The sequence below is a fragment of the Luteibacter sp. Sphag1AF genome, from assembly GCF_014192715.1.
Taxonomy (GTDB): Bacteria; Pseudomonadota; Gammaproteobacteria; order Xanthomonadales; family Rhodanobacteraceae; genus Luteibacter.
Window position 1 is genome coordinate 104,549 of record NZ_JACHYH010000004.1, and the last position, 19,463, is coordinate 124,011.

The 19,463-nt window shown below is 62.0% G+C and carries 20 protein-coding genes; 8 read left to right on the plus strand and 12 right to left on the minus strand.

The window, feature by feature from the left end; all coding sequences use genetic code 11:
• Positions 1 to 107: 107 nt before the first annotated feature.
• Positions 108 to 773: a M24 family metallopeptidase gene (locus FHW69_RS12265; protein ID WP_183423359.1), complete on the minus strand. Its 666-nt coding sequence runs from the start codon at positions 771 to 773 to the stop codon at positions 108 to 110.
• Entirely contained in the window at positions 770 to 1,411 is a 642-nt protein-coding gene (locus FHW69_RS12270; protein WP_255494778.1) for a response regulator, read from the minus strand. The genes FHW69_RS12265 and FHW69_RS12270 overlap by 4 nt, the downstream gene beginning before the upstream one ends.
• A 112-nt stretch (positions 1,412 to 1,523) precedes the next feature.
• Here FHW69_RS12270 and FHW69_RS12275 point away from each other — a divergent pair, with 112 nt between their 5' ends.
• Positions 1,524 to 5,090, plus strand: coding sequence for a transporter substrate-binding domain-containing protein (locus FHW69_RS12275; protein WP_183423360.1), 3,567 nt, complete (start codon positions 1,524 to 1,526; stop codon positions 5,088 to 5,090).
• A 129-nt stretch (positions 5,091 to 5,219) separates the two neighbouring features.
• Complete coding sequence (locus FHW69_RS12280) at positions 5,220 to 5,441, plus strand: hypothetical protein (RefSeq protein WP_183423361.1); 222 nt, start codon at positions 5,220 to 5,222, stop codon at positions 5,439 to 5,441.
• Position 5,442: 1 nt separating this feature from the next.
• Here the strand turns inward: FHW69_RS12280 and FHW69_RS12285 are convergent, their stop codons facing one another.
• From FHW69_RS12285 to FHW69_RS12305, 5 genes are all read right to left on the minus strand, one after another.
• The gene (locus FHW69_RS12285) at positions 5,443 to 5,880 is read right to left on the minus strand and encodes a PA2169 family four-helix-bundle protein (RefSeq protein WP_183423362.1); all 438 of its coding nucleotides are present in this window, start codon (positions 5,878 to 5,880) and stop codon (positions 5,443 to 5,445) included.
• Between the two features lie 66 nt (positions 5,881 to 5,946).
• A complete protein-coding gene (locus tag FHW69_RS12290) occupies positions 5,947 to 6,702 on the minus strand; it encodes a DUF2884 family protein (RefSeq protein ID WP_183423363.1) in 756 nt (251 codons plus the stop codon).
• 58 nt (positions 6,703 to 6,760) lie between these two features.
• The gene (locus FHW69_RS12295) at positions 6,761 to 7,297 is read right to left on the minus strand and encodes a hypothetical protein (RefSeq protein WP_183423364.1); all 537 of its coding nucleotides are present in this window, start codon (positions 7,295 to 7,297) and stop codon (positions 6,761 to 6,763) included.
• Positions 7,297 to 7,821, minus strand: coding sequence for a peroxiredoxin (locus FHW69_RS12300; RefSeq protein WP_183423365.1), 525 nt, complete (start codon positions 7,819 to 7,821; stop codon positions 7,297 to 7,299). Before FHW69_RS12300 ends, FHW69_RS12295 begins: the two co-directional genes overlap by 1 nt.
• 140 nt (positions 7,822 to 7,961) lie before the next feature.
• Positions 7,962 to 8,414, minus strand: a complete 453-nt coding sequence (locus FHW69_RS12305) for a hypothetical protein (protein WP_183423366.1) — start codon at positions 8,412 to 8,414, stop codon at positions 7,962 to 7,964.
• A gap of 202 nt (positions 8,415 to 8,616) precedes the next feature.
• On the opposite strand from FHW69_RS12305, the gene FHW69_RS12310 reads away from it, so the two are divergent.
• Positions 8,617 to 9,033: a universal stress protein gene (locus tag FHW69_RS12310; protein ID WP_183423367.1), complete on the plus strand. Its 417-nt coding sequence runs from the start codon at positions 8,617 to 8,619 to the stop codon at positions 9,031 to 9,033.
• Between the two features lie 6 nt (positions 9,034 to 9,039).
• Here FHW69_RS12310 and FHW69_RS12315 read toward each other — a convergent pair whose 3' ends face one another.
• Positions 9,040 to 10,089 (minus strand): NAD(P)-dependent alcohol dehydrogenase, encoded by a 1,050-nt coding sequence (locus FHW69_RS12315; RefSeq protein WP_183423368.1) that lies wholly within the window; start codon positions 10,087 to 10,089, stop codon positions 9,040 to 9,042.
• 145 nt (positions 10,090 to 10,234) lie between these two features.
• Here FHW69_RS12315 and FHW69_RS12320 point away from each other — a divergent pair, with 145 nt between their 5' ends.
• Positions 10,235 to 11,056: a ferritin-like domain-containing protein gene (locus FHW69_RS12320; RefSeq protein WP_183423369.1), complete on the plus strand. Its 822-nt coding sequence runs from the start codon at positions 10,235 to 10,237 to the stop codon at positions 11,054 to 11,056.
• Positions 11,057 to 11,098: 42 nt separating this feature from the next.
• Here the strand turns inward: FHW69_RS12320 and FHW69_RS12325 are convergent, their stop codons facing one another.
• The gene (locus tag FHW69_RS12325; protein WP_183423370.1) at positions 11,099 to 11,818 is read right to left on the minus strand and encodes a hypothetical protein; all 720 of its coding nucleotides are present in this window, start codon (positions 11,816 to 11,818) and stop codon (positions 11,099 to 11,101) included.
• Between the two features lie 123 nt (positions 11,819 to 11,941).
• On the opposite strand from FHW69_RS12325, the gene FHW69_RS12330 reads away from it, so the two are divergent.
• A complete protein-coding gene (locus FHW69_RS12330) occupies positions 11,942 to 13,201 on the plus strand; it encodes an MFS transporter (RefSeq protein ID WP_183423371.1) in 1,260 nt (419 codons plus the stop codon).
• A 74-nt stretch (positions 13,202 to 13,275) separates the two neighbouring features.
• Entirely contained in the window at positions 13,276 to 14,577 is a 1,302-nt protein-coding gene (locus FHW69_RS12335; RefSeq protein ID WP_183423372.1) for a thioredoxin family protein, read from the plus strand.
• Positions 14,578 to 14,596: 19 nt separating this feature from the next.
• On the opposite strand, the gene FHW69_RS12340 is transcribed toward FHW69_RS12335, so the two are convergent.
• Entirely contained in the window at positions 14,597 to 14,905 is a 309-nt protein-coding gene (locus FHW69_RS12340; protein ID WP_183423373.1) for a DUF3247 family protein, read from the minus strand.
• 114 nt (positions 14,906 to 15,019) lie between these two features.
• Here FHW69_RS12340 and FHW69_RS12345 point away from each other — a divergent pair, with 114 nt between their 5' ends.
• Positions 15,020 to 15,703 carry a glutathione S-transferase gene (locus FHW69_RS12345; protein ID WP_183423374.1) on the plus strand — a complete coding sequence of 228 codons (684 nt, stop codon included), beginning with the start codon at positions 15,020 to 15,022 and terminating at the stop codon, positions 15,701 to 15,703.
• Positions 15,704 to 15,798: 95 nt separating this feature from the next.
• On the plus strand, positions 15,799 to 16,131 hold the full coding sequence (locus FHW69_RS12350; RefSeq protein ID WP_183423375.1) for a hypothetical protein: 333 nt from the start codon (positions 15,799 to 15,801) through the stop codon (positions 16,129 to 16,131).
• Between the two features lie 56 nt (positions 16,132 to 16,187).
• Here FHW69_RS12350 and FHW69_RS12355 read toward each other — a convergent pair whose 3' ends face one another.
• Complete coding sequence (locus FHW69_RS12355; RefSeq protein WP_221195523.1) at positions 16,188 to 16,517, minus strand: DUF4377 domain-containing protein; 330 nt, start codon at positions 16,515 to 16,517, stop codon at positions 16,188 to 16,190.
• Positions 16,518 to 16,625: 108 nt separating this feature from the next.
• On the minus strand, positions 16,626 to 19,319 hold the full coding sequence (gene aceE / locus FHW69_RS12360) for a pyruvate dehydrogenase (acetyl-transferring), homodimeric type (RefSeq protein ID WP_183423377.1): 2,694 nt from the start codon (positions 19,317 to 19,319) through the stop codon (positions 16,626 to 16,628).
• Between the last annotated feature and the right edge of the window lie 144 nt (positions 19,320 to 19,463).

Below are 19,463 nucleotides of genomic sequence, written 5' to 3' on the forward strand. Positions count from 1 at the left end.
CCCCAATGATATCGCTGGGTGAGATGCGCCAGCGTGCATATAGGTTTAAGCCGATTGCTTCATTCCCACATGAGCGTTAAGTCACCCATGACTTTCGGCAGGGAATGTCATCGAACGAGGATATCCTCGAAGAATGCACCTACCGGCAATGACGGATGGGCAATCTGGATTTCCAGAATCCACAGACCTCCCGTGGGCGAGGACGAAAAGTCTCCCAGGTCGCCTGCTCGCCAGATGGCGTGGGGGAAATCGCCGACCCGGTGACCCTTCGTCTCGTGGTTCAAAACCCAGCCCATGTCCGCCGCCCGCTGTGAGGCCACGTCATAAAGTGCCTGCCCCGTCGTGCCACGTTCCCGCCACTCTGCTGCGACCTGGTCGAAGATGTGGCGTGCTGCGGCGGCACAGGCAAGCGCTACCGGGTCACTTCCTGTCGTGAACGTGTCGCCGACATCGCCCTCGTGCCCTTCGAACACCAGGCCAAGATCAACGAAGAAGATGTCGTTCTCGCCCAGCACGGTGTCAGGCTCCGAACGCTCACGGAATGTCTTGAGAGTATTCGCGCCAAAACGCACGATGCTCGGATGCCATATGCGTTCGGCATCTGACGACGCAATGATGTCAGTGGCCAGCTGACGCGCCTCTTCTTCGCGCATGCCAGGACGAATGGACGACGCGATGTCCTGAAGTACGCGCCAGCTTCCATCGCGTGCGGCCAGCATGGAAGCCGCGGAGAAACGTTCGCCGACGCGTTCCTGCGGAGCGATGGTGGTCATGATGCAATACCCCGTTCACGTGCATATTCGGAAAGCCGACTGTCGTGATCCACACCAAGCTTGCGCATGGCATCGCGCTTCTGACGACTGACGGTTTTGACACTGCGACTCAACCGCTCAGCGATCTGGGTAATCGACATGCCGCCTACATACAGACGCACCACTTCGATTTCCCGGGCGGAAAGCCGGGTTTCTTCTTCGGACGCGGGCCGCACGCCATGCACCTCAAACTGGGCACGAATGGACTCACTGGTATATATCCGTCCCATGGCCACGTGACGCACGGCAACAGGCACTTCCTTCAATGGCGAGCGCTTGTCACAAAGCCCCTGAGCGCCGCGCTGACGCATCGCCTGAAGCACAGCCATGTTGTTGACCATGGTGAGCACGACGATAGGCAGCCTGGGAAAGCGTCGGCGAACGAGGTCAATCAATGACAGTCCATCGCTATGCGTGCTGCCAGGCATTGAGAAGTCGGTAACCAGGATATCGCAGGGGCGGTTGGCCAGCATGTCGACCAATTGATCGCCGTTGGCGGCCTCACCGACCACCTCGAAATCACCGGAAACCTCGAGCGCAGCCCGGGTGCCCATGAGTACGACCGGATGGTCGTCAGCAATGATTACTCGCAGAGCCATTCTTTCCCTCGCCCGACCGGATTGTGGCCGCTACTCTCCATGAGTACGTGTAATTCGTCGTACGATGATCCCCGAGATTACAGCAACCTTCGCTCGTGGTCGAAGGGCCGTCATGTCTTTATTGAAATACATCTTCGTCATCGTCCTTCTTTGTGTTGCATCGGCAGCAAATGCGACCGTGGCAGACCTGCGCCCGGACGAAAAGGCGTGGCTCGCCCAACATCCAGTCATCGAAGCGGGAAGCTACGCCGAAGGTTTCGCACCCTTCGAGATGGAGCGAGCCGGCCATATGGAAGGTGTCGCTCCGAATTATCTTAGAGAACTTGCACGAAGACTCGGCATCGAAGTGCGCTTCAAGGTCTATCCCACATGGAGTGACGCGTTGCGTGCCGCGCGCGCGGGTCAAATCGACGTGTTGATGAATGTCACACCGACTCCCGATCGAGCAGCCTATCTGCTGTTTGGACAGCCTTACTTCGAGCAGATGCCCGTCGTCATTACACGACGATCCGATACCACGGTGACACATTTCAGCGACCTGAAAGGTCGAACAGTAGCCACACAGAGAGGCTATGCAGAGGCGGAAACGATTTCACGCTACGTACCGGACGTGAATATCGTAGAGGCGGCAACAGGAGCCGAAGCGCTTCGCATGGTGGCCTCATCCAGGGCTGACGCCACCGTAGACGACCCCGACGCAGCGCGGGCAGCCATCGCTGCCGAACATCTTGAGGATCAGCTGCAAATCGGCCCCGTTGCTGCGTTGCCCATTTCAACACTGGCGTTCGCTGTACCGCGCGACAAGGATCGCGCGCCTCTGCTGTCGGCGCTGGACCGGGCCTCCGCCACGCTTTCCGCACAGGATCATGCGCGGCTTCGCGCTCCCTGGGTGGGGGGCGAAGCCGCGCATGTGACAGCGCCCACTGGCGTTCCGCTCACGGATGCGGAACGCCAGTGGCTGTCCAGACTTCCTGCATTACGCGTCGGCATTGATCCGGCAGCAGGTCCGATCACGATGACCAACGGCCAGGGACAAGCCGAGGGTATCGGTGCGGATTACCTGGCAGAAATTTCCCGCGCACTCGGCATCGAAACCACCTTTATTCCTACGCCCGACTGGGCGGTCACCCGGCGGCTTGTCGAGCGCGGCGATATCGATCTTTTGCCTTCCGCATCCCCCTTTGGTGATCTACCTGATCAACCCTTCGATTTCTCGACGCCTTATCTTGAGTTCCCCGTGATGATCGTGACCCGCGAGGGGCGACCCACGATGTCCGGACTTGCGGAGCTGGCCGGACTGCGTGTTGCTGCCAACGTCATGAAGCCGCCGATTGCCGCAGCAACACGGCAATTGCAGCAATCCACGCTGGTACCAGTGCAGAGCACGGCTCAGGGCCTTGCCGCCGTAGCTGATGGACGGGCGGATGCGTTCATCGGTGATATCGCCACCAGCGAATACATCATGCGGCGCGACTATCCCGGGCGTCTGAAATTCGCTGCACCCACGGGCGAAATTGCCGTGTATACCGTTGGCGTTCGCCACGAGTACGCGCCGCTTGTTCCGCTGATCAATCGCGTGCTTCGACACATGTCGGATCGGCGCAGTCGGGAAATTCGCAACGCGTGGCTTTCGTCGGAGTACACGTACGGCGGATCGTGGACTGCCATCGCCCGCAAGACCATGCCGGTGATCCTGCTCGTGCTGACGTTGCTCGCGGTCATCTCCTACGCGTATCTGCGGCTGCGTCGTGAAACACGCAAGCGCATGGCCACCGAGGCACAGTTGGCGGACGTCACCCGGCACATCCCCGCTGTGGTGTACCGATGCCGGTATTACGACGATGGGCGACTGGAGTTCCTGTATGTAGGCGGAAATCCCGTACCTATTTTTGGAATATCCGCCGACGTGTTCATCCAGGACGAACGCCTGGCGTTCGCCCGCATCGAACCCGCCGATCAGCCGCTGCTGATGGCTGAGGTCGCCCGCGCCGCCACGACGATCACACCCATCAAGGCAGTGATGCGCATCCGCGACACCGACCCGGTGCGCTGGGTGGCGTCGCATGCCACGCCAAGTCGTACAGGCAATGCTGTCGATTTCACGGGCTATTGGGTGGATGTGACCCACGAACGGCAGCAGGCAGAGCAGCTCGAAGCAGCGCGCGATCTGGCAGAGTCCGCCACGCGTGCGAAAAGCGAATTCCTGGCGACCATGAGCCATGAGATACGCACTCCGATGAACGGTGTCATCGGCATGCTGGAGCTTATGGGCGACACGCCCCTGGATGCCCGGCAGCGACGCATGCTGGGTACCGTGGAAACCTCGGCGGCGGCGCTGCTGCAGATTCTTGATGACGTGCTGGATGTGTCGCGCATTGAAGCCGGGCGCCTGTCCATCGAGCGTACGCCCGTGGATTTGCGGGCGCTGCTGACAGGTGTTCACGACCTGATGGCAGGTCAGGCGCAAAGCAAAGGCCTGCAATTTGAAACCACCGTGGACGACGCGCTCGCACCACGGGTTCTTACAGACGGTGTGCGTGTGCGGCAGGTCCTGTTGAATCTTGTCAGCAATGCACTCAAGTTCACTGCAAGCGGCAGCGTCCGCGTTGAACTGACAGTCACGGCCACTTACAACTCGCGGCAGAGCCTGTCGCTTGTCGTCAGCGACACAGGCATCGGCGTCACCCCTGAGCAGGCCCGACGGCTGTTTGAGCCCTTCAGCCAGGCCGAATCATCCACAACGCGACGTTACGGCGGAAGCGGGCTTGGCCTCGCCATCTCCCGGCAGCTGGTGGAGCTGCTGGGCGGCAGCATTCGCATGGAAAGCCAGCCAGACGTGGGAACGCGCCTCCTGGTGTTGCTGGACGTCGACATCGCCGGAAACGCCACGGCCGCCATCCCCGAGAGGGCGTCTTCTGCCGCGCCTGCACCGACCGTGGCCATGCCGCGCCCGCTGCACGTGCTGGTAGCCGAAGACAATCCGGTCAATCAGGCGCTGGTTGCCGCGCAGCTGGAAAAGCTGGGGCATACGAGCCATGTGGTCAGCAATGGCGAGGAAGCGCTCGCCGCGTATCGCGCGCATTCCTACGACCTGCTGGTCACGGACTGTCATATGCCGGAGATGGATGGCTACGAACTGGCCAGGGCCATCCGGCAAGACGAGGCATCCACGGGCCGGCATCTGCGCATCGTGGCCATGACCGCCAATGCCCTGGCTGGCGCCCGCCAGCGCTGCCACGACGCAGGGATGGACGACTACCTGGCCAAGCCCTTTCGCAGTGCCGATCTTGGCGCCATTCTCGGCGTTTCCAGCGACATGACCGCTCCCGCGACCGCCCTCTCATGGAACGAGGCAGAGCTGCTCGACACTTTCGGAAGTGCCGCGGTGGTGAAAGCGCTGGCGTCCCGCTTTGCTTCAACAGCACGGACGGAATTGGCCACGCTCGCAAGTCTCATAAAGAACAGAGACAGCGCCGCGGCGGCAGACTGGCTGCACCGCATGGCGGGCGGGATGCGCGTGTTCGGCAAGTCCGCAGCCGCCGACGAGGCGGAGTTCCTGGAGCACGCACTCCGGCTGAACGAAGGGTCGGATATCTGGGAACGTCTCGCCGCATTTGACGAGGTGCTAAGTCGACATCTGACGGACCTGAGCGATTTCGCCGACTCAATGCTCGACTGAATGGGACGCCGATATCAGGAAAATTCGTCCGATTTTTAAGATTTATCTTATTTTTTTGATCGACCGAGCCCTTGATCCTTGGTGGCCTGCGCGCACTTCCGTCCGCGCCCCTGGCCTCAAGGAGGCGTCGTGCTCAACTCATCCATTGATTATCACGTCACCGACGTCGGCGGCGCCTGGGGCATCTTTCGGGGTGAAGCCCAGATCGGCGTGCGGCAGTGTCCGTGCGACGCCATCGCATTCGCCAACTTTTTTGCCGATTGGGAAAGCCTGTCGTCCAGGCGTCGGGTCAACGTGCTGAGTGACCCGGATCTGCACCACACGCTGCGCAGCTATCGCGCCAACGCCTGATTCAGGGGCCCGCCGCCCGGCCTACGCTGGTCATGTCCAGGTGCAGCAGGCGAAGACGGGCAATATGGCGGGAAACAAGCGCCCGATCCGCCGATGTGGCTTCCAGCTTCAGGAAGGCGCCGAGCAGGCGGCGCTCCATGTGCTCCAGCGAGCGCACGTACGACATGTCAGGGTCGCTGGACAGACGAACCGACGCCTCCATCACCGTGCGACGGACGCCACTGACGCCTGCGTTGGCCGCCTGCGCCGCCCGACCGCCGGCTGCGCCTACTTCGCGCTGCAAATCTGCCGCGATTCCGGTTAACGCATCGGCCGATTCTTCAAGAATGACGCGGAGGCCAGGCTCACGGACACCGCGGGCTGCCTGTTGATACAGGTCGCGATCCCCGATTACCCGGCGAATCAAAGCATTGAGTACGCGAATCGAAGACCGTTCCATGGACCAAACGTTAGTCCTTTCGGACTTAGCGGCTGCTAAACGGAGCGGCCGCCGGTCAGCCAACGGTCATTGACCGGTATCGGTTTCGATCAACTGCAAAGGCTGACCGCGACTATCCCGAATGCCCGACTGCAGTTCGGCAAGCTGGCGGACGCTTGGGCAAAGCGCCTGCACGCGTGGTCGCAACTGGCTTTCAAGCTGAGCGACGATGCGATCCTGCCCGCTCGTCAGCGAACCTACCCGGTCGCGAAGCGCGGCAGCGCCGTTCAGGTCGCCCGTCATGGCAAGGTTCATGGCCTGATTGCCCACATCCTGAGTGAGGATCGGCGCAATATCGGACACGATCTGATTGGCGTACTCGCGCATGGCCGCCTCCTGCCAGTCCCTGCTGCTATGACTTACGGCGATGCGCTGACGAATCTCGGCCACCCGGGCGTTCAGCACCCGATCCAGCTCGCCGCTGGCCACGGCGTCCGGAGCGGCGGTAGCTGCCTCGCGGCGTACCGCCTGTGCGGCCAACCCGATGCCATCGGAGGCCAGCGCCCGCACGCGGGGCAGCAAATCGCGCAACTGCCGTTCAAACAGCGCGACGCGATCTTCTTCGTCCGGACGCAAGGTGACCCGGGCACCGTCCGTGGTGAGCGAGCCATCGCGCATGATGACCTGGCGAGGTGCATTCACCCCCCGGTCGAACACCACGTTGGCATTGTTGATGGTGACATCGTACGTACTGGCCACGTGGCAAACGGCGGAGAGATCTTCGGCGCTGGCGTGAAACGCGGCCAGCGCGAGGGCGACAGCAAGTACCCGACGTGGCTTCATGGAAACTCCGGAGCAAAGTCCTTCGATAGCGGGCGCATCGCCAACGGGCGCTGAATCCTCAGCCCGACGTCATCTCAAATTGCGCACGCACTGGCGCGCGGCCCAGCTGCCAGATCAACCAGCCGAGCAACGGTACCGAGATCGCCTTGAGGATGCCGCTGGTCAGAATGATCGCCCGCGCATAACCCACAGCCGCAATGGCCTCAGGCGGAAGCGTTCCGCCCGTCATGAGCGCTGTGAGTTCAAAGCACTGCCTGAAAGCCAGCCCTGCGGTGACGGCTGCCCATACGAGGAGCACGGCTGATACAACGCGCATGCCGTTGCGCGCCCATGGCCGCCAGCGCAGCGCGGCCAGGCACATGACGATCACGATGAACGCAAAGACGGCATACCCCACCGCCCAGGCCAGCGCCACCCGCGGATCGGGCGTGCCCGGCACGTTGGCCAGGCCTTCCATCATGTTGCCTACCATCATCACGGAGCGCACGTTGAGGATGAAGCCAACGCCTGCCAGCAACATGACCAGCCAGGTGACCATGCGCCAGGCCGCGAACGGCCGGGCGCGCTTCTGAGCCTTGTTTGCGGCAAGAACCATCAGGCGTTCGCCGCCTTCAGGGAGGCCAGGTCAGCAAGGACCTGCGCGGAATTCTTCTCCGGGTCCACGTCCTTGTAGATCTTCACGATCTTGCCAGCCGGGTCGATAAGGAAAGTTTCGCGGCGTGCGTACTTCATGCCCAGCTTGCTGGTCAGCACGTCGTACTTCTGCGCCACCGAGCCGTCGGCATCGGACAGCAACGGGAAGGGGACGTGGTACTTCTCGGCGAATTCGGCATGCGACTTCACATCGTCGAGGCTCACACCCAGCACCGTGGCGCCGGCCTTGTGCAGCCTGGCGATGTCGTCACGGAAGGTGCAGACCTCGGTCGTGCAGCCGGGCGTAAAATCTTTCGGATAGAAATAGACGACGAGCCACTGTCCCTTGTGAGTGTCGAGCGTGTGCCACTCGCCCTTCTGGTCCTGCAGGCGGAAGTCGGGCGCCTGCTGACCGACGGCGGGCTCAGCGGCCCAGGCGGAAACAGCAACGAAGGCAAATGCCAGGAAAGCGATGAGTCGACGCATGGGGAAACCTCGCAGGTGTGGGAACGCGGACACGAAGTGTAGCGTCAAGCCTTACCGTCCCGCAGGGCCGCACCCCATGACATAAAAGAAAGGGGCGCCGAATGAGGCACCCCTTTCCCATTCCGCCGTCAGGGCAGAAATTACTTCACACGGGTGATCGTGAACTTACCCACGTCGACACCGAGGTTCACGCCTTCGCCCGTACCGGTGATGGCCAGCGAGACGGTGCCCTTGGTCATGACGCTGGAGCCTGCGCTCTTGACCACGCCCGCATCGGCATTGGCCGCGACGTAGTCACCGAAGACATCGTTGATGCTCTTCACGTTGGTGATGTCGCCCTTGCCATCGTTGATCTGCCACTTGCCTGCGGTGAGGCCACCGCCCCGGACTTCAATCTTGATGTTCGCGGTCTGTCCGTTCTCGCAACGGACCTTACCGGCGCCGTCTGCCTTCTTGTAGATGGCCGACCAGCCCTTCAGGTTGAAGTCCATATGGCATTTCAGTGCCGCATCATCCGCCTTGGCGGGCTGTGCGGAGAAAACGCCGGCTACTGCGAGAGCCAGTACAGCCAAACCCGTCATGCGCTTGATCATTTCGTTTCTCCGTTGAAAGTGGCAGGAAGTTGTGGGAGGGGATTGTCTACTCACGAATGTGAAGAAACCTGCAGGCCGCAAAAGCCTGTTCAGGATCGGCAAGGTTTCGTGGATTTCCCGTCACATCCTGCCCGGTTCGCACCCGTGCCCGGACTGCGCCTACTATCGGCTCAACAGGCACATTTCAAAGGAAGCGCCATCCATGCCGAAAAATATCCTTGTGGGCTACGACGGCTCGGACACCGCCCGCCGCGCGTTCCATTTCGCCCTGGAGCTGGCGCGCTGCGCGGGCGCCCGGGTGCGCGTGGTTTCCGTCATTCAGATCGCCGAGGGCGGTCCCGACGTCGCCACCCTCATGATGAGCGACACCAGCGAGAAGCGGGTCCGCGAACTGATGGCCGAACTGACCAGCATAGAGCCCGACGCCGCCTTACTGGTGGACCTGGACATCGTGCACGGCAGCCCTGGTGACGCCCTGCTCACCCAGGTCACGCAAAATGGCATCGACCACATCGTCATCGGCCATACAGATCGTGGCGCCCTCGCCCGCTGGCTGCTCGGCTCGGTATCAACCGATGTACTGGCGAAGGCGCACGTTCCTGTCACGGTCGTTCGATAACGCGGCTCAGCCTTCCAGCGTGGCCATGTCGATGACGAAGCGATATTTCACGTCGCTGCGCAGCATGCGCTCGTAAGCCTCGTTGATGTCTGCGATGGCGATTTTCTCAATGTCGCAAACAATGCCGTGTTCGGCGCAGAAATCGAGCATTTCCTGCGTCTCGGCGATGCCGCCGATCAGTGAGCCGGCCAGCGAGCGACGGCCGAAGATCAGCGGTGCGCCGCTCACGGTGGGCGGCGTGTCGGGCAGACCCACCAGAACCATCGCACCTTCACGCTTGAGCATGCCCAGATAGACGTTCAGATCGTGCGGGGCCGATACGGTGTCGAGAATGAAGTCGAACGTGCCAGCGTGCGCTTTCATCGCCTCGGCATCGTTGGAAAGAACCACTTCATTGGCACCCAGACGCATCGCGTCAGCGCGCTTGGACTCCGACGTGGTGAACTGCACCACGTGTGCGCCGAATGCGTGAGCAAACTTCAGCGCCATGTGGCCAAGACCGCCCAGGCCGATGACGCCCACCTTGCTGCCCTTGCCTACCTTCCAGTGGCGCAGTGGCGAATAGGTGGTGATGCCGGCGCAAAGCAGGGGAGCAGCGGCCGCGGCATCAAGCTTGTCGGAAATGCTGAGCACGAACTCCTGGCTGACCACGATGTTGTTGGAGTAACCACCCTGGGTCACGCTGCCATCGTGGCGATCCTTTGCCCCGTAAGTTCCCACGAATCCCTTCTCGCAGAACTGTTCAAGGCCTTCGTTGCAGCTGGAGCAGGTACGACACGAATCGACCATGCAACCGACGCCGACCAGATCGCCTTCACGAAACTTTGTCACACCTGAACCGGTGGCGCGCACTCGGCCGATAATCTCGTGGCCCGGCACCATCGGGAACTCGCCCCGGCCCCATTCGTCACGAATCTGGTGAAGATCGGAGTGGCAGACGCCGCAATAAAGGATGTCGATCACGACGTCATCGGCACGGGGATCGCGGCGCTCAAAGGCATACGGGGCGAGCGGCGCGTGGGCTTGGGAAGCCGCGTAACTACGGGTGGGGATCATGGGGACGTTCCTTTGGGGTTGACGCAAACCCGTATGGTAGCGGCACAGACCTCTTCGACACGTAGCCACCGGCTGTACGGTTTGTCACAATTCGGTCACTGGCCCCCGGGGGGACCAACGCCGAGCATGGTGAGGAACAAACCGAGTGAGCTACCCCGCAACGTTACCCTGGACGCTCGAAAGCCTCGATCTCAACCGCATTGAGGTCGACCGCGTCCGACAGAATGAAGACCTGTTCCTCCTGCTTTGCAGCTCGTCATTCGTCGAAAGCGGATCGGACCTGTATACGCACAATCTCGTGGATCACTTCGCGGGCGACGACGAATTGCAGGGGTGGCTGCGCGACCACTGGGAACATGAAGAACTCCAGCATGGGCGCGCGCTGGCCGCCTATGTGCGCCACGTGTGGCCGGAGTTCGACTGGGACACCGGCTTTCGCAACTTTTTTGCCGAATATGGCGCGGTGTGCACGGCCGAAGAGCTGGAAGACAGCCGCGGCCTGGAGCTTGCCGCGCGCTGCGTGGTGGAAACCGGCACCGCCAGCCTCTACCGCGCGCTCAACGACGTGACAGATGAACCGGTGTTGCGTCAGCTCACCAACTACATCAAGAGCGACGAAGTGCGTCACTACAAGCACTTCTACCAGCACTTCCGCATTTACCGTGATCGCGAGAAGATCAGCCGGTTCAAGGTATTCCGCGCGCTGTTCAAGCGCGTGCGCGAAATCAAGAATGAAGACAGCGACATTGCGCTACGCCACGTCTTCAACATCCGCTATCCGGACAAGGCGACTGACGACGCAGAATTCCGCCGGGTCATCAGCCGTGCGGAAGGCCTGCTGAAGCGCCATCTGCCCGCGGAAATGACCGTGAAGATGCTGCTCAAGCCGCTGGACCTTCCGCCCAAAGTGCATACCGCACTGGAATGGCCGCTGACGCGCATCACCGAGAAGCTGTTCCTGCATTGATGCAACTGCCTGGTCGCGGCATGACCGCGACCAGGCCCGCGATCATTTTTTCTTCTTCGCAGGCAACGGCGCCCACTTCTGCGGATCGTAGCCACCCACTTCGTACACCAGCGTCTGCTTGCCGCGCGTTTTCGTCACGACGTCGATCGTGATGCGTTTGGCCTTCTGTAGCGCCGTGATGAACGCCGGATCATTGCGAAAGATCAGGGCAGGCTCGCCCGTAGGTGGCGAGAATGCTTTCAGCGGATGCGACTTTCCATCAAACGTGGCGGGAAGCGTGCAGTCACCAGAGCACTGGAAGCCCTTGCCGCTACCGTACAGGAACACGTTCTGTCCCCAATCGGTATGGCGGCGAAGCACCAGACGCACCTTGTCGTCACCACGCGGCTCGCTAGAGTAAATGGTGGCCGTGCTTTGCGTGCCGCCCTGCATCGGCGCCACCTGGTACTGCCACAGATTGGAAAGGCGCGCTTTGGTGGATGCTTCCTTCCATGACGCTTCGATGCCCGGCAAGGTCTTGTTGACCTCGTTGGCGGCCTCGGTCCCCGGATACGTCGACACGATTTCCTGGCCCAACTGGATCGCCACTTGATCGCTGTGAATCTTCACCATCTCCTGATACGCCGCCAGCTTCCGCGCCGACGCGTCGGCTTCCGGCGCCTGTGCCGCCGCAGGCGGGGCCGCATCCGGCTGCTTTGAACATCCTGCGAGCGCGAAGCCGCCGAGGGTCATGGCAAGCAGGGAACGGGAAATGGCGGGCATGCGGGATTCCTTGGAATGGATGTTCAGGCCGCTACTTTGGACCGCACGGACCTGCGCTGGCAACTTGCGCTGGCGCGCGGGCACATCGGCCGTACAATGGCGCGTCGATTTCGGAACGTACCCATGTCTACCAGCACCCGGGGCGATGCCCCGCTGTTCGCGCACCGCGCCTTCGTCCAGTTCTGGTTTGCGAAGAACGCTTCCAGTTTCGGCTTCCAGATGATGTCGGTGGCGGTTGGCTGGCAGATTTACGAGATCACCCATCGCGCACTCGATCTCGGCCTCATTGGCCTGGCGCAGTTTGTGCCCTCGGTGCTGCTCGCACTGCCGGCAGGCCACGTCGCGGATCAGTTCGAGCGTCGGCGCATCGTGGTGCTCTGCCAGATCATCGAATGGATCGCCATCGCGTCACTTGCCGTCGCCAGCGTGATGGGGCGGCTGGATGAAGTGATCATCCTTTCGCTGATATTCGTCATCGGCGTGGCGAAGGCATTTGAATTTCCTGCCATGCAGTCGATGCTTCCCGCCCTCGTGCCGGCGAGCATTCTTCCACGGGCGATGGCGGCCAATGCATCCGCCGGACAGGCCGCGATGATCATGGGACCTGCACTGGGCGGCTTCCTGTATGTGGCTGGGCCAGCGATGGTCTATGGCGTTTCCGCACTGCTGTTTCTTATCGCCGTGCTGCTGATGACGCGTCTGGAATACGATCATCCGCCCGCAAGGCGCGAGCCACCCACGTTGCGCACGCTGTTCGCAGGCGTCCATTTCATTCGCCATCGCCCTGCCGTGCTAGGCGTGATTTCGCTGGACCTCTTCGCTGTACTGCTTGGCGGTGCAACGGCCCTGCTTCCCATCTTTGCGCGCGACATCCTGCATACAGGGCCGTGGGGTCTCGGCCTGCTGCGCGCGTCGCCGGCGGTGGGTGCACTGCTGATGTCGGTGTGGCTGGCCCGCAACAGTCTCACCCGGCGGGTGGGACCGATCATGTTTGCATCGGTCGCCGGCTTCGGCGTCGCCACGCTGGTATTCGCCCTGTCGAAGACCCTGTGGATGTCCATGGCCTCGCTGTTCGCGCTGGGCGCGTGCGACATGGTGAGCGTAGTGATCCGGGGCGCGCTGGTGCAATTGGAAACGCCCGATGACATGCGCGGACGCGTCAGTGCGGTCAATGCCATTTTCATCAATACGTCCAACCAGCTTGGCGAGTTCGAGTCGGGCATGCTGGCCGCTGCGCTCGGCGCCGTGAATGCCACACTGATCGGCGGTATCGGTACGCTGGTGGTGGTTGGGCTGTGGATGTGGTGGTTTCCGTCGCTGCGCAAACGCCAGGGACTGGTCTCCCACCCCGAGCCGGCAGAGGGCGCCAGCAACACGATCTGACCGACGGCGGCACTTGCCGTTTTCGCTCAGGTGCGTGCTAGTCTGGCCGTCTATACCGCCGGGAGGGGAACACCATGCACCGTCTTGTTGCAGCCAGTCTGCTTGCGCTGGCCGCGCCCGCCTTTGCCGCGACCCATGAGGGTCCGGCCACCATCGACGCCGCGCTGGCTCAGGCAAGGAAGGACCATAAACCGGTCCTCATAGATTTCCAGGCGGTGTGGTGTTACTCCTGCTATTACATGGCCAGCCACGTGCTCAATGGCCCGGAATGGACAGCGCTGAACAGCAAGGTCGTCTTTGTTGAAGCCGATGCCGACACACCCGACGGCCAGGCCTGGATGAAGAAGCTGCGCGTCCAGTTCCTTCCCAGCTATGTGGTCATTGGCGACAACGGTGACGAACTGGGCCGCATTCTGGCCGAGCGCCCGCGCGACAAGTTCTATCCCGAGATCAACACGATCCTTGCCGGCGACGCGCGCCTGGACAAGCTCAAGGCCGATTCCGCGAAGGGCTCCCTCGCCGCCACGGCGGCCGTGCTGGATACCTACCAGTCGCGCTATCAGGGCGACGAAGGCATGGCCTGGTTCGCGAGCCTGCCTGCCACCGTGCGCAATGTGTCCGACCAGGACAAGCGCGTGGCACTGGCCAAGCAGCGCCTTCTGCTGTTGCAGGCCAAGGCGGCAAAAAACTATCGCGGCATCGCCGAGGCGGCGACCAAATCGCTTGCTGGCAACATCGGCTGCGACCGTCCCTATGTGCTTGACGACCTGATCGAGGCCAGCGGCCACTTCCACCCGGAAACCGGCACCCCCATGCTCACGCCGCAGAAGGCGCCCATGGACAACTACCTGGCAACCCAGGTGTTCACCGCCTCCCCTGCCTGTGCGGATCAGCGCAGTGCTGTCATCACCGCCGCAGACCTCGACGCTGCGCTGGGTGACAAGGCGGCTGAGGAAGCCGTGCTCAGAAAGGCCATTGACCTCACCCGCGAGAAGCTTGGCAGCAACCTCGGCTCCGACCGCAACCTGGCGGACAACCTGCGTGCTTACTACGTACGGGCGAAGGACACGGACGCGCTGAATGCATTGCAGAAGGATCTGATCGCAGCGTACCCGGACGACTACGTCTATCCGTACCGCTACGGTCGCAGCCTCACCGATGCCGGCAAGCCGGACGAAGCGCTGCCCTATCTGGAGAAGGCCGCATCGAAAGCCTATGGCGCCAATCGCTTCGCCGTGGCCACAGCACGGGTCAAGGCGCTGCGCGCCCTGCACCGCGACAACGAGGCGCGCAAAGTAGTGGACGCCGTAGTGGCGTCGGACGGCAAGGCGTTCCCCGAGCAGTCCAAAAAGCTGAAAGACAGCCTCACTTCGTAAGAACCGCGCGCGCGGTACATCAGGTCTGGGATGTGCCGCGCGCGACCGAGTCCAGGTGAATCACCTGCTCGATCCGATCCAGCCACAGCGTGACTTGCCAGCCGGGACGCGTGGGGTCGGTGAGCTTCACCACGCCGTTGACCCCCTCTTTGCCGTCCGCGTCGCGGAAAGTCTGCACCGTGGGAAGCACGGTGACGATGCCGGTCGTCCGCGTCCCGTCCGTCTCCACGATGGTGACTTTGGCGTTGTCCGCCAGATCGTCCACCCGGGCCTCAAGCCGCTGGATGGACGCCGGGTCTGAATATACCTGTGGCGCGTGACTACCCATGGGATCACCTTCGACGACGGCTGACGTGTGGAGGCTTGAAACTACTCCCCGCGCGTCGACGCGATGTCTACGAGTCACTGGTACGCTTCATACTTCCACTGAAGGGGCACCGTGATGATCGTCGTTCACCACCTGAACAATTCGCGCTCGCAGCGTGTGCTGTGGCTTCTGGAAGAACTGGGCCTGCCCTATGAGATCAAGCGCTATCAGCGCGATCCGAACACGATGCTTGCGCCCAAGGAGCTTCGTGCCGTTCATCCACTGGGCAAATCACCTGTCATCACCGATGGCGAGGTCACCATCGCCGAATCCGGCGCCATCGTGGAATACCTCGTTGGCCGCTACGGCCAGGGGCGACTGATTCCGGCCGCCGATACGCCCGAGCGGCTGCGCTATACCTATTTCCTGCACTACGCCGAAGGCTCGGCGATGCCGCCATTGCTGCTGAAACTGGTGTTCATACGGATGGAATCGGCGCCTGTGCCGTTCTTTGCCAGGCCGGTGGCACGCATGCTCGCCAAGGGTGCGCAGAAAGCCTTCGTCGATCCCCAGCTCAAGCTGCATCTGGACTACCTCGAAGGCGAAATCAGCAAAACCGGCTGGTTCGCAGGCAATGAATTCACGGCAGCCGACGTCCAGATGAGTTTCCCCCTGGAAGCGGCTGCCAGCCGTGGCGGCCTGGATGAAAGCCGGCCGCACCTGACCGCCTTTCTCTCCCGCATCCACGAACGCCCTGCATATCAGGCTGCGCTGGAGCGCGGCGGCGACTACGACTTCGCCCCCAGGCCCAGACGCTGAACGACTGCTCAACCGGCAGCTCCCCTGTTTACATGGCAATCACGGTGGCAAACGCACAGTCGTTGCTCAAACATGTCAAACGAGGGAGCCATCCGATGAGCAGAGACCGGGAATTTGCACGACAGGTGGAAAGCGCCGTCAATGGCGTCTCGGGCCGCGTGCGTCACTACGCTGACGAAGCCACCGGCACCGCCAGCGATCTTTATGATAGCACCCGCCGCATCAGTGCGAAGCTCGCCAAGAAGAGCAACGGCAGCGGCCAGCGTGCACGCTACATGGCAGAAGATTTCGCAGACGAAGCCACTTATCAGTATCGTCGCCTGCGCAAGCAGGTGCGCCGCCATCCGGCAACGACAATCGGCATAGCCGCGGCTGCCATCGGCACGTTCCTGCTGATCCGCCACGCACTGCGCAGCAACGACGACTGAGTCGGCTCAAGCTGAGATGCGGGAGCGAGCCTGCTCGCTCCCGCAGTCGTTTTTGTTCACGGAACCGGATGCTGCTCCACGATTTTCTCAACGCGCCAGCGCAGTGACACGCTGTCTGCTGGCGGATGCGCCACGCGCACCTCGGTAATTTTCAACAGGTACTCGTTACCTGGCTGATAGTCGAAGTTGTCGATGGGTATATACGACAGCTCCCACGGTTTGGACGGCTCTTCGCGTACCTGAAGACACTCGGTCTTCGCCACGCCCGCCGTGCAGGGTGCCCTGCTTGCTGCCACGTAAATCTGTCGCGTACGCGAGCCATGCTCGCTGCCTGTACTGGCGCAACCGGCCAGCAGTGTGCACAGGGCCATACCGATAAGACGCATTGCGGCCACCATCATCCTGGAATCTGCGGACAGAAATAGCAGAGTCGCCGTGCAGACACGATAAAGGCCGGACTGGCCGGCCTTTATCGTTACCTTTCGATTCGCAAATTAACGCGTAATCGGATTCGGCGTTTCCGGATCAAGCTTGTACTGCTTGATCGCGCGGCTGACGTCCTTCGCGTTGACCTTGCCTTCCTTGACCAGAGCCGACAGCGCGGCAACCACAATCCAGTGGCGGTCGACTTCAAAGAAGTCACGCAGTGCTTCACGCGTATCGCTGCGCCCGTAGCCGTCCGTACCCAGCACCGTGTAGTGCATGCCATGGGGCATGAACGCGCGGATCTGATCGGCAAACTCGCGGACGTAGTCGGTGGAGGCGATGGCCGGACCCTGACGGTCCTGCAGCAGGCTGGTGACGTAGGGCACGCGCTGCTCGGCTTCCGGATGCAGGCGGTTCCAGCGTTCTGCGTCGAAACCATCGCGACGCAGTTCGATGAAGCTCGGGCACGACCAGATGTCGGAGCTGACACCGAAGTCCTTCTCCAGCAGTTCCGCCGCAGCGATGACTTCACGCAGGATGGCGCCCGAACCCAGCAGCTGCACGCGCGGCTCGTTCTTCTTCGCCTTGCCGCCATCCTTGAACAGGTACATGCCCTTGATGATGCCTTCCTCGCTGCCCTTGGGCAGGTCGGGGTGAACGTAGTTCTCGTTCATCACCGTGAGGTAGTAATAGACATCTTCCTGTTCCTGCATCATGCGGCGCGTGCCGTCCTGCAGGATCACTGCCACTTCGTACGAGAAGGTCGGATCGTACGACTTCACGTTCGGGATGGTGCCGGAGAACAGGTGCGAATGGCCGTCTTCGTGCTGCAGGCCTTCACCGTTCAGCGTGGTGCGACCCGACGTGCCGCCGATCAGGAAGCCGCGCGCGCGCATGTCGCCCGCTGCCCAGCAAAGATCGCCGATGCGCTGGAAGCCGAACATCGAGTAGTAGATGAAGAACGGCAGCATCGCCACGTTGCTGATGCTGTAGCTGGATGCGGCAGCCATCCACGCGCCCATGCCACCGGCTTCGCTGATGCCCTGCTGCAACACCTGACCCTTCTGGTCTTCGCGGTAGTAAAGCAGCTGGTCCGAATCCTGCGGACGGTACTTCTGACCGAACGGCGCGTAGATGCCGATCTGACGGAACATGCCTTCCATACCGAACGTGCGGGCTTCGTCGGCCACGATGGGCACAACGCGGGGACCGAGTTCCTTGTCGCGCAGCATGAGGTTCATGCCGCGGACCAGCGCCATGGTCGTGCTGATCTCGCGATCGCCCGAGCCCTTGGTGATCTGCTCGAATGCTTCCAGCGACGGTGCAACGAACTGCTGGTCGGCCTTGCGGCGACGCTGCGGGAGGAAGCCGCCGAGCTTGCTGCGACGATCAAGCAGGTACTGCACTTCCTCGGAGTCCTTGCCCGGATGGTAGAACGGCACTTCTTCCAGCTTGTCGTCGGGCACCGGGATGTTGAAACGATCGCGGAAAGCGCGGATCGAATCGGTATCCATCTTCTTCTGCTGGTGCGCCGGGTTCTGCGACTCACCCGCGCGACCCATGCCGTAGCCCTTCACCGTCTTGGCGAGGACCACCGTCGGCATGCCCTTCGTGTTGACGGCAGCGTGGTACGCGGCATACACCTTGTGCGGATCGTGACCACCACGGTTGAGGCGCCAGATGTCGTCGTCGGACATGTTGGCGACCAGCGCAGCGGTTTCCGGATACTTGCCGAAGAAATGCTCGCGCGTGTAGGCGCCACCAAAAGCCTTGCAGGCCTGGTACTCGCCGTCGACGGTTTCCATCATCAGCTGACGCAGCTTGCCCGTCGTGTCACGTGCAAGCAGCGGATCCCAGTAGCTGCCCCAGACCACCTTGATGGCGTTCCAGCCAGCGCCACGGAACACGCCTTCCAGTTCCTGGATGATCTTGCCGTTGCCACGCACCGGGCCGTCGAGGCGCTGGAGGTTGCAGTTGATGACGAAGATCAGGTTGTCCAGACCTTCACGGCCGGCCAGCGAGATCGCACCGAGCGACTCCGGCTCGTCCGTTTCGCCGTCGCCCAGGAAGCACCAGATCTTGCGATCGGACTTCGGAATGAGGCCACGGTGTTCGAGGTACTTCCAGAACTGTGCCTGGTAGATGGCCTGGATCGGGCCCAGACCCATCGAGACCGTCGGAACCTGCCAGTAGTCGGGCATCAGCCACGGATGCGGGTACGACGACAGGCCCCTGCCCTTGCCTTCCACTTCGCGGCGGAAGAGGTCCATGTCAGATTCGCTGAAGCGACCTTCCAGGAACGAACGGGCATACACGCCGGGGCTGGAATGGCCCTGATGAAAAATCAGGTCGCCCGGATGCTCGGCACTGGGAGCGCGCCAGAAATGGTTGAAGCCCACGTCATACAGCGTGGCCGACGAGGCAAAGCTGGAAATGTGGCCGCCAAGATCACCCGGCCGGCGATTGGTGCGCACGACCATGGCCAGTGCGTTCCAGCGGATCAGCGAGCGGATGCGCCATTCGATGGCGGCATCGCCCGGGCTGCGCGCTTCCATGTGCGCCGGAATGGTGTTGACGTATTCGGTGGTCGGGTCGAACGGCAGGTAGCCGCCCGCACGACGAGTCGAATCGACCATGCGCTCCAGAAGGAAGTGTGCACGCTCGGTGCCGTCATGGTTGATGACCGCATTGAGCGATTCGACCCATTCCCGGGTTTCGGTGGGGTCGAGATCCTGGTGGAGGATGTCGTCGATCTGATCCATGGACTACTCCGCGGCGCGCTGCGCGCTCATGGGGGAAGGAAGGCCCGCGGGGGAGCGGGAAAACCTTTTCATGATAGCGCCGGGAGGGGCATTTCGCACGTGATAACGCCGTACCTGGGCGTATGTAGACCGGTCGCGGGCCAG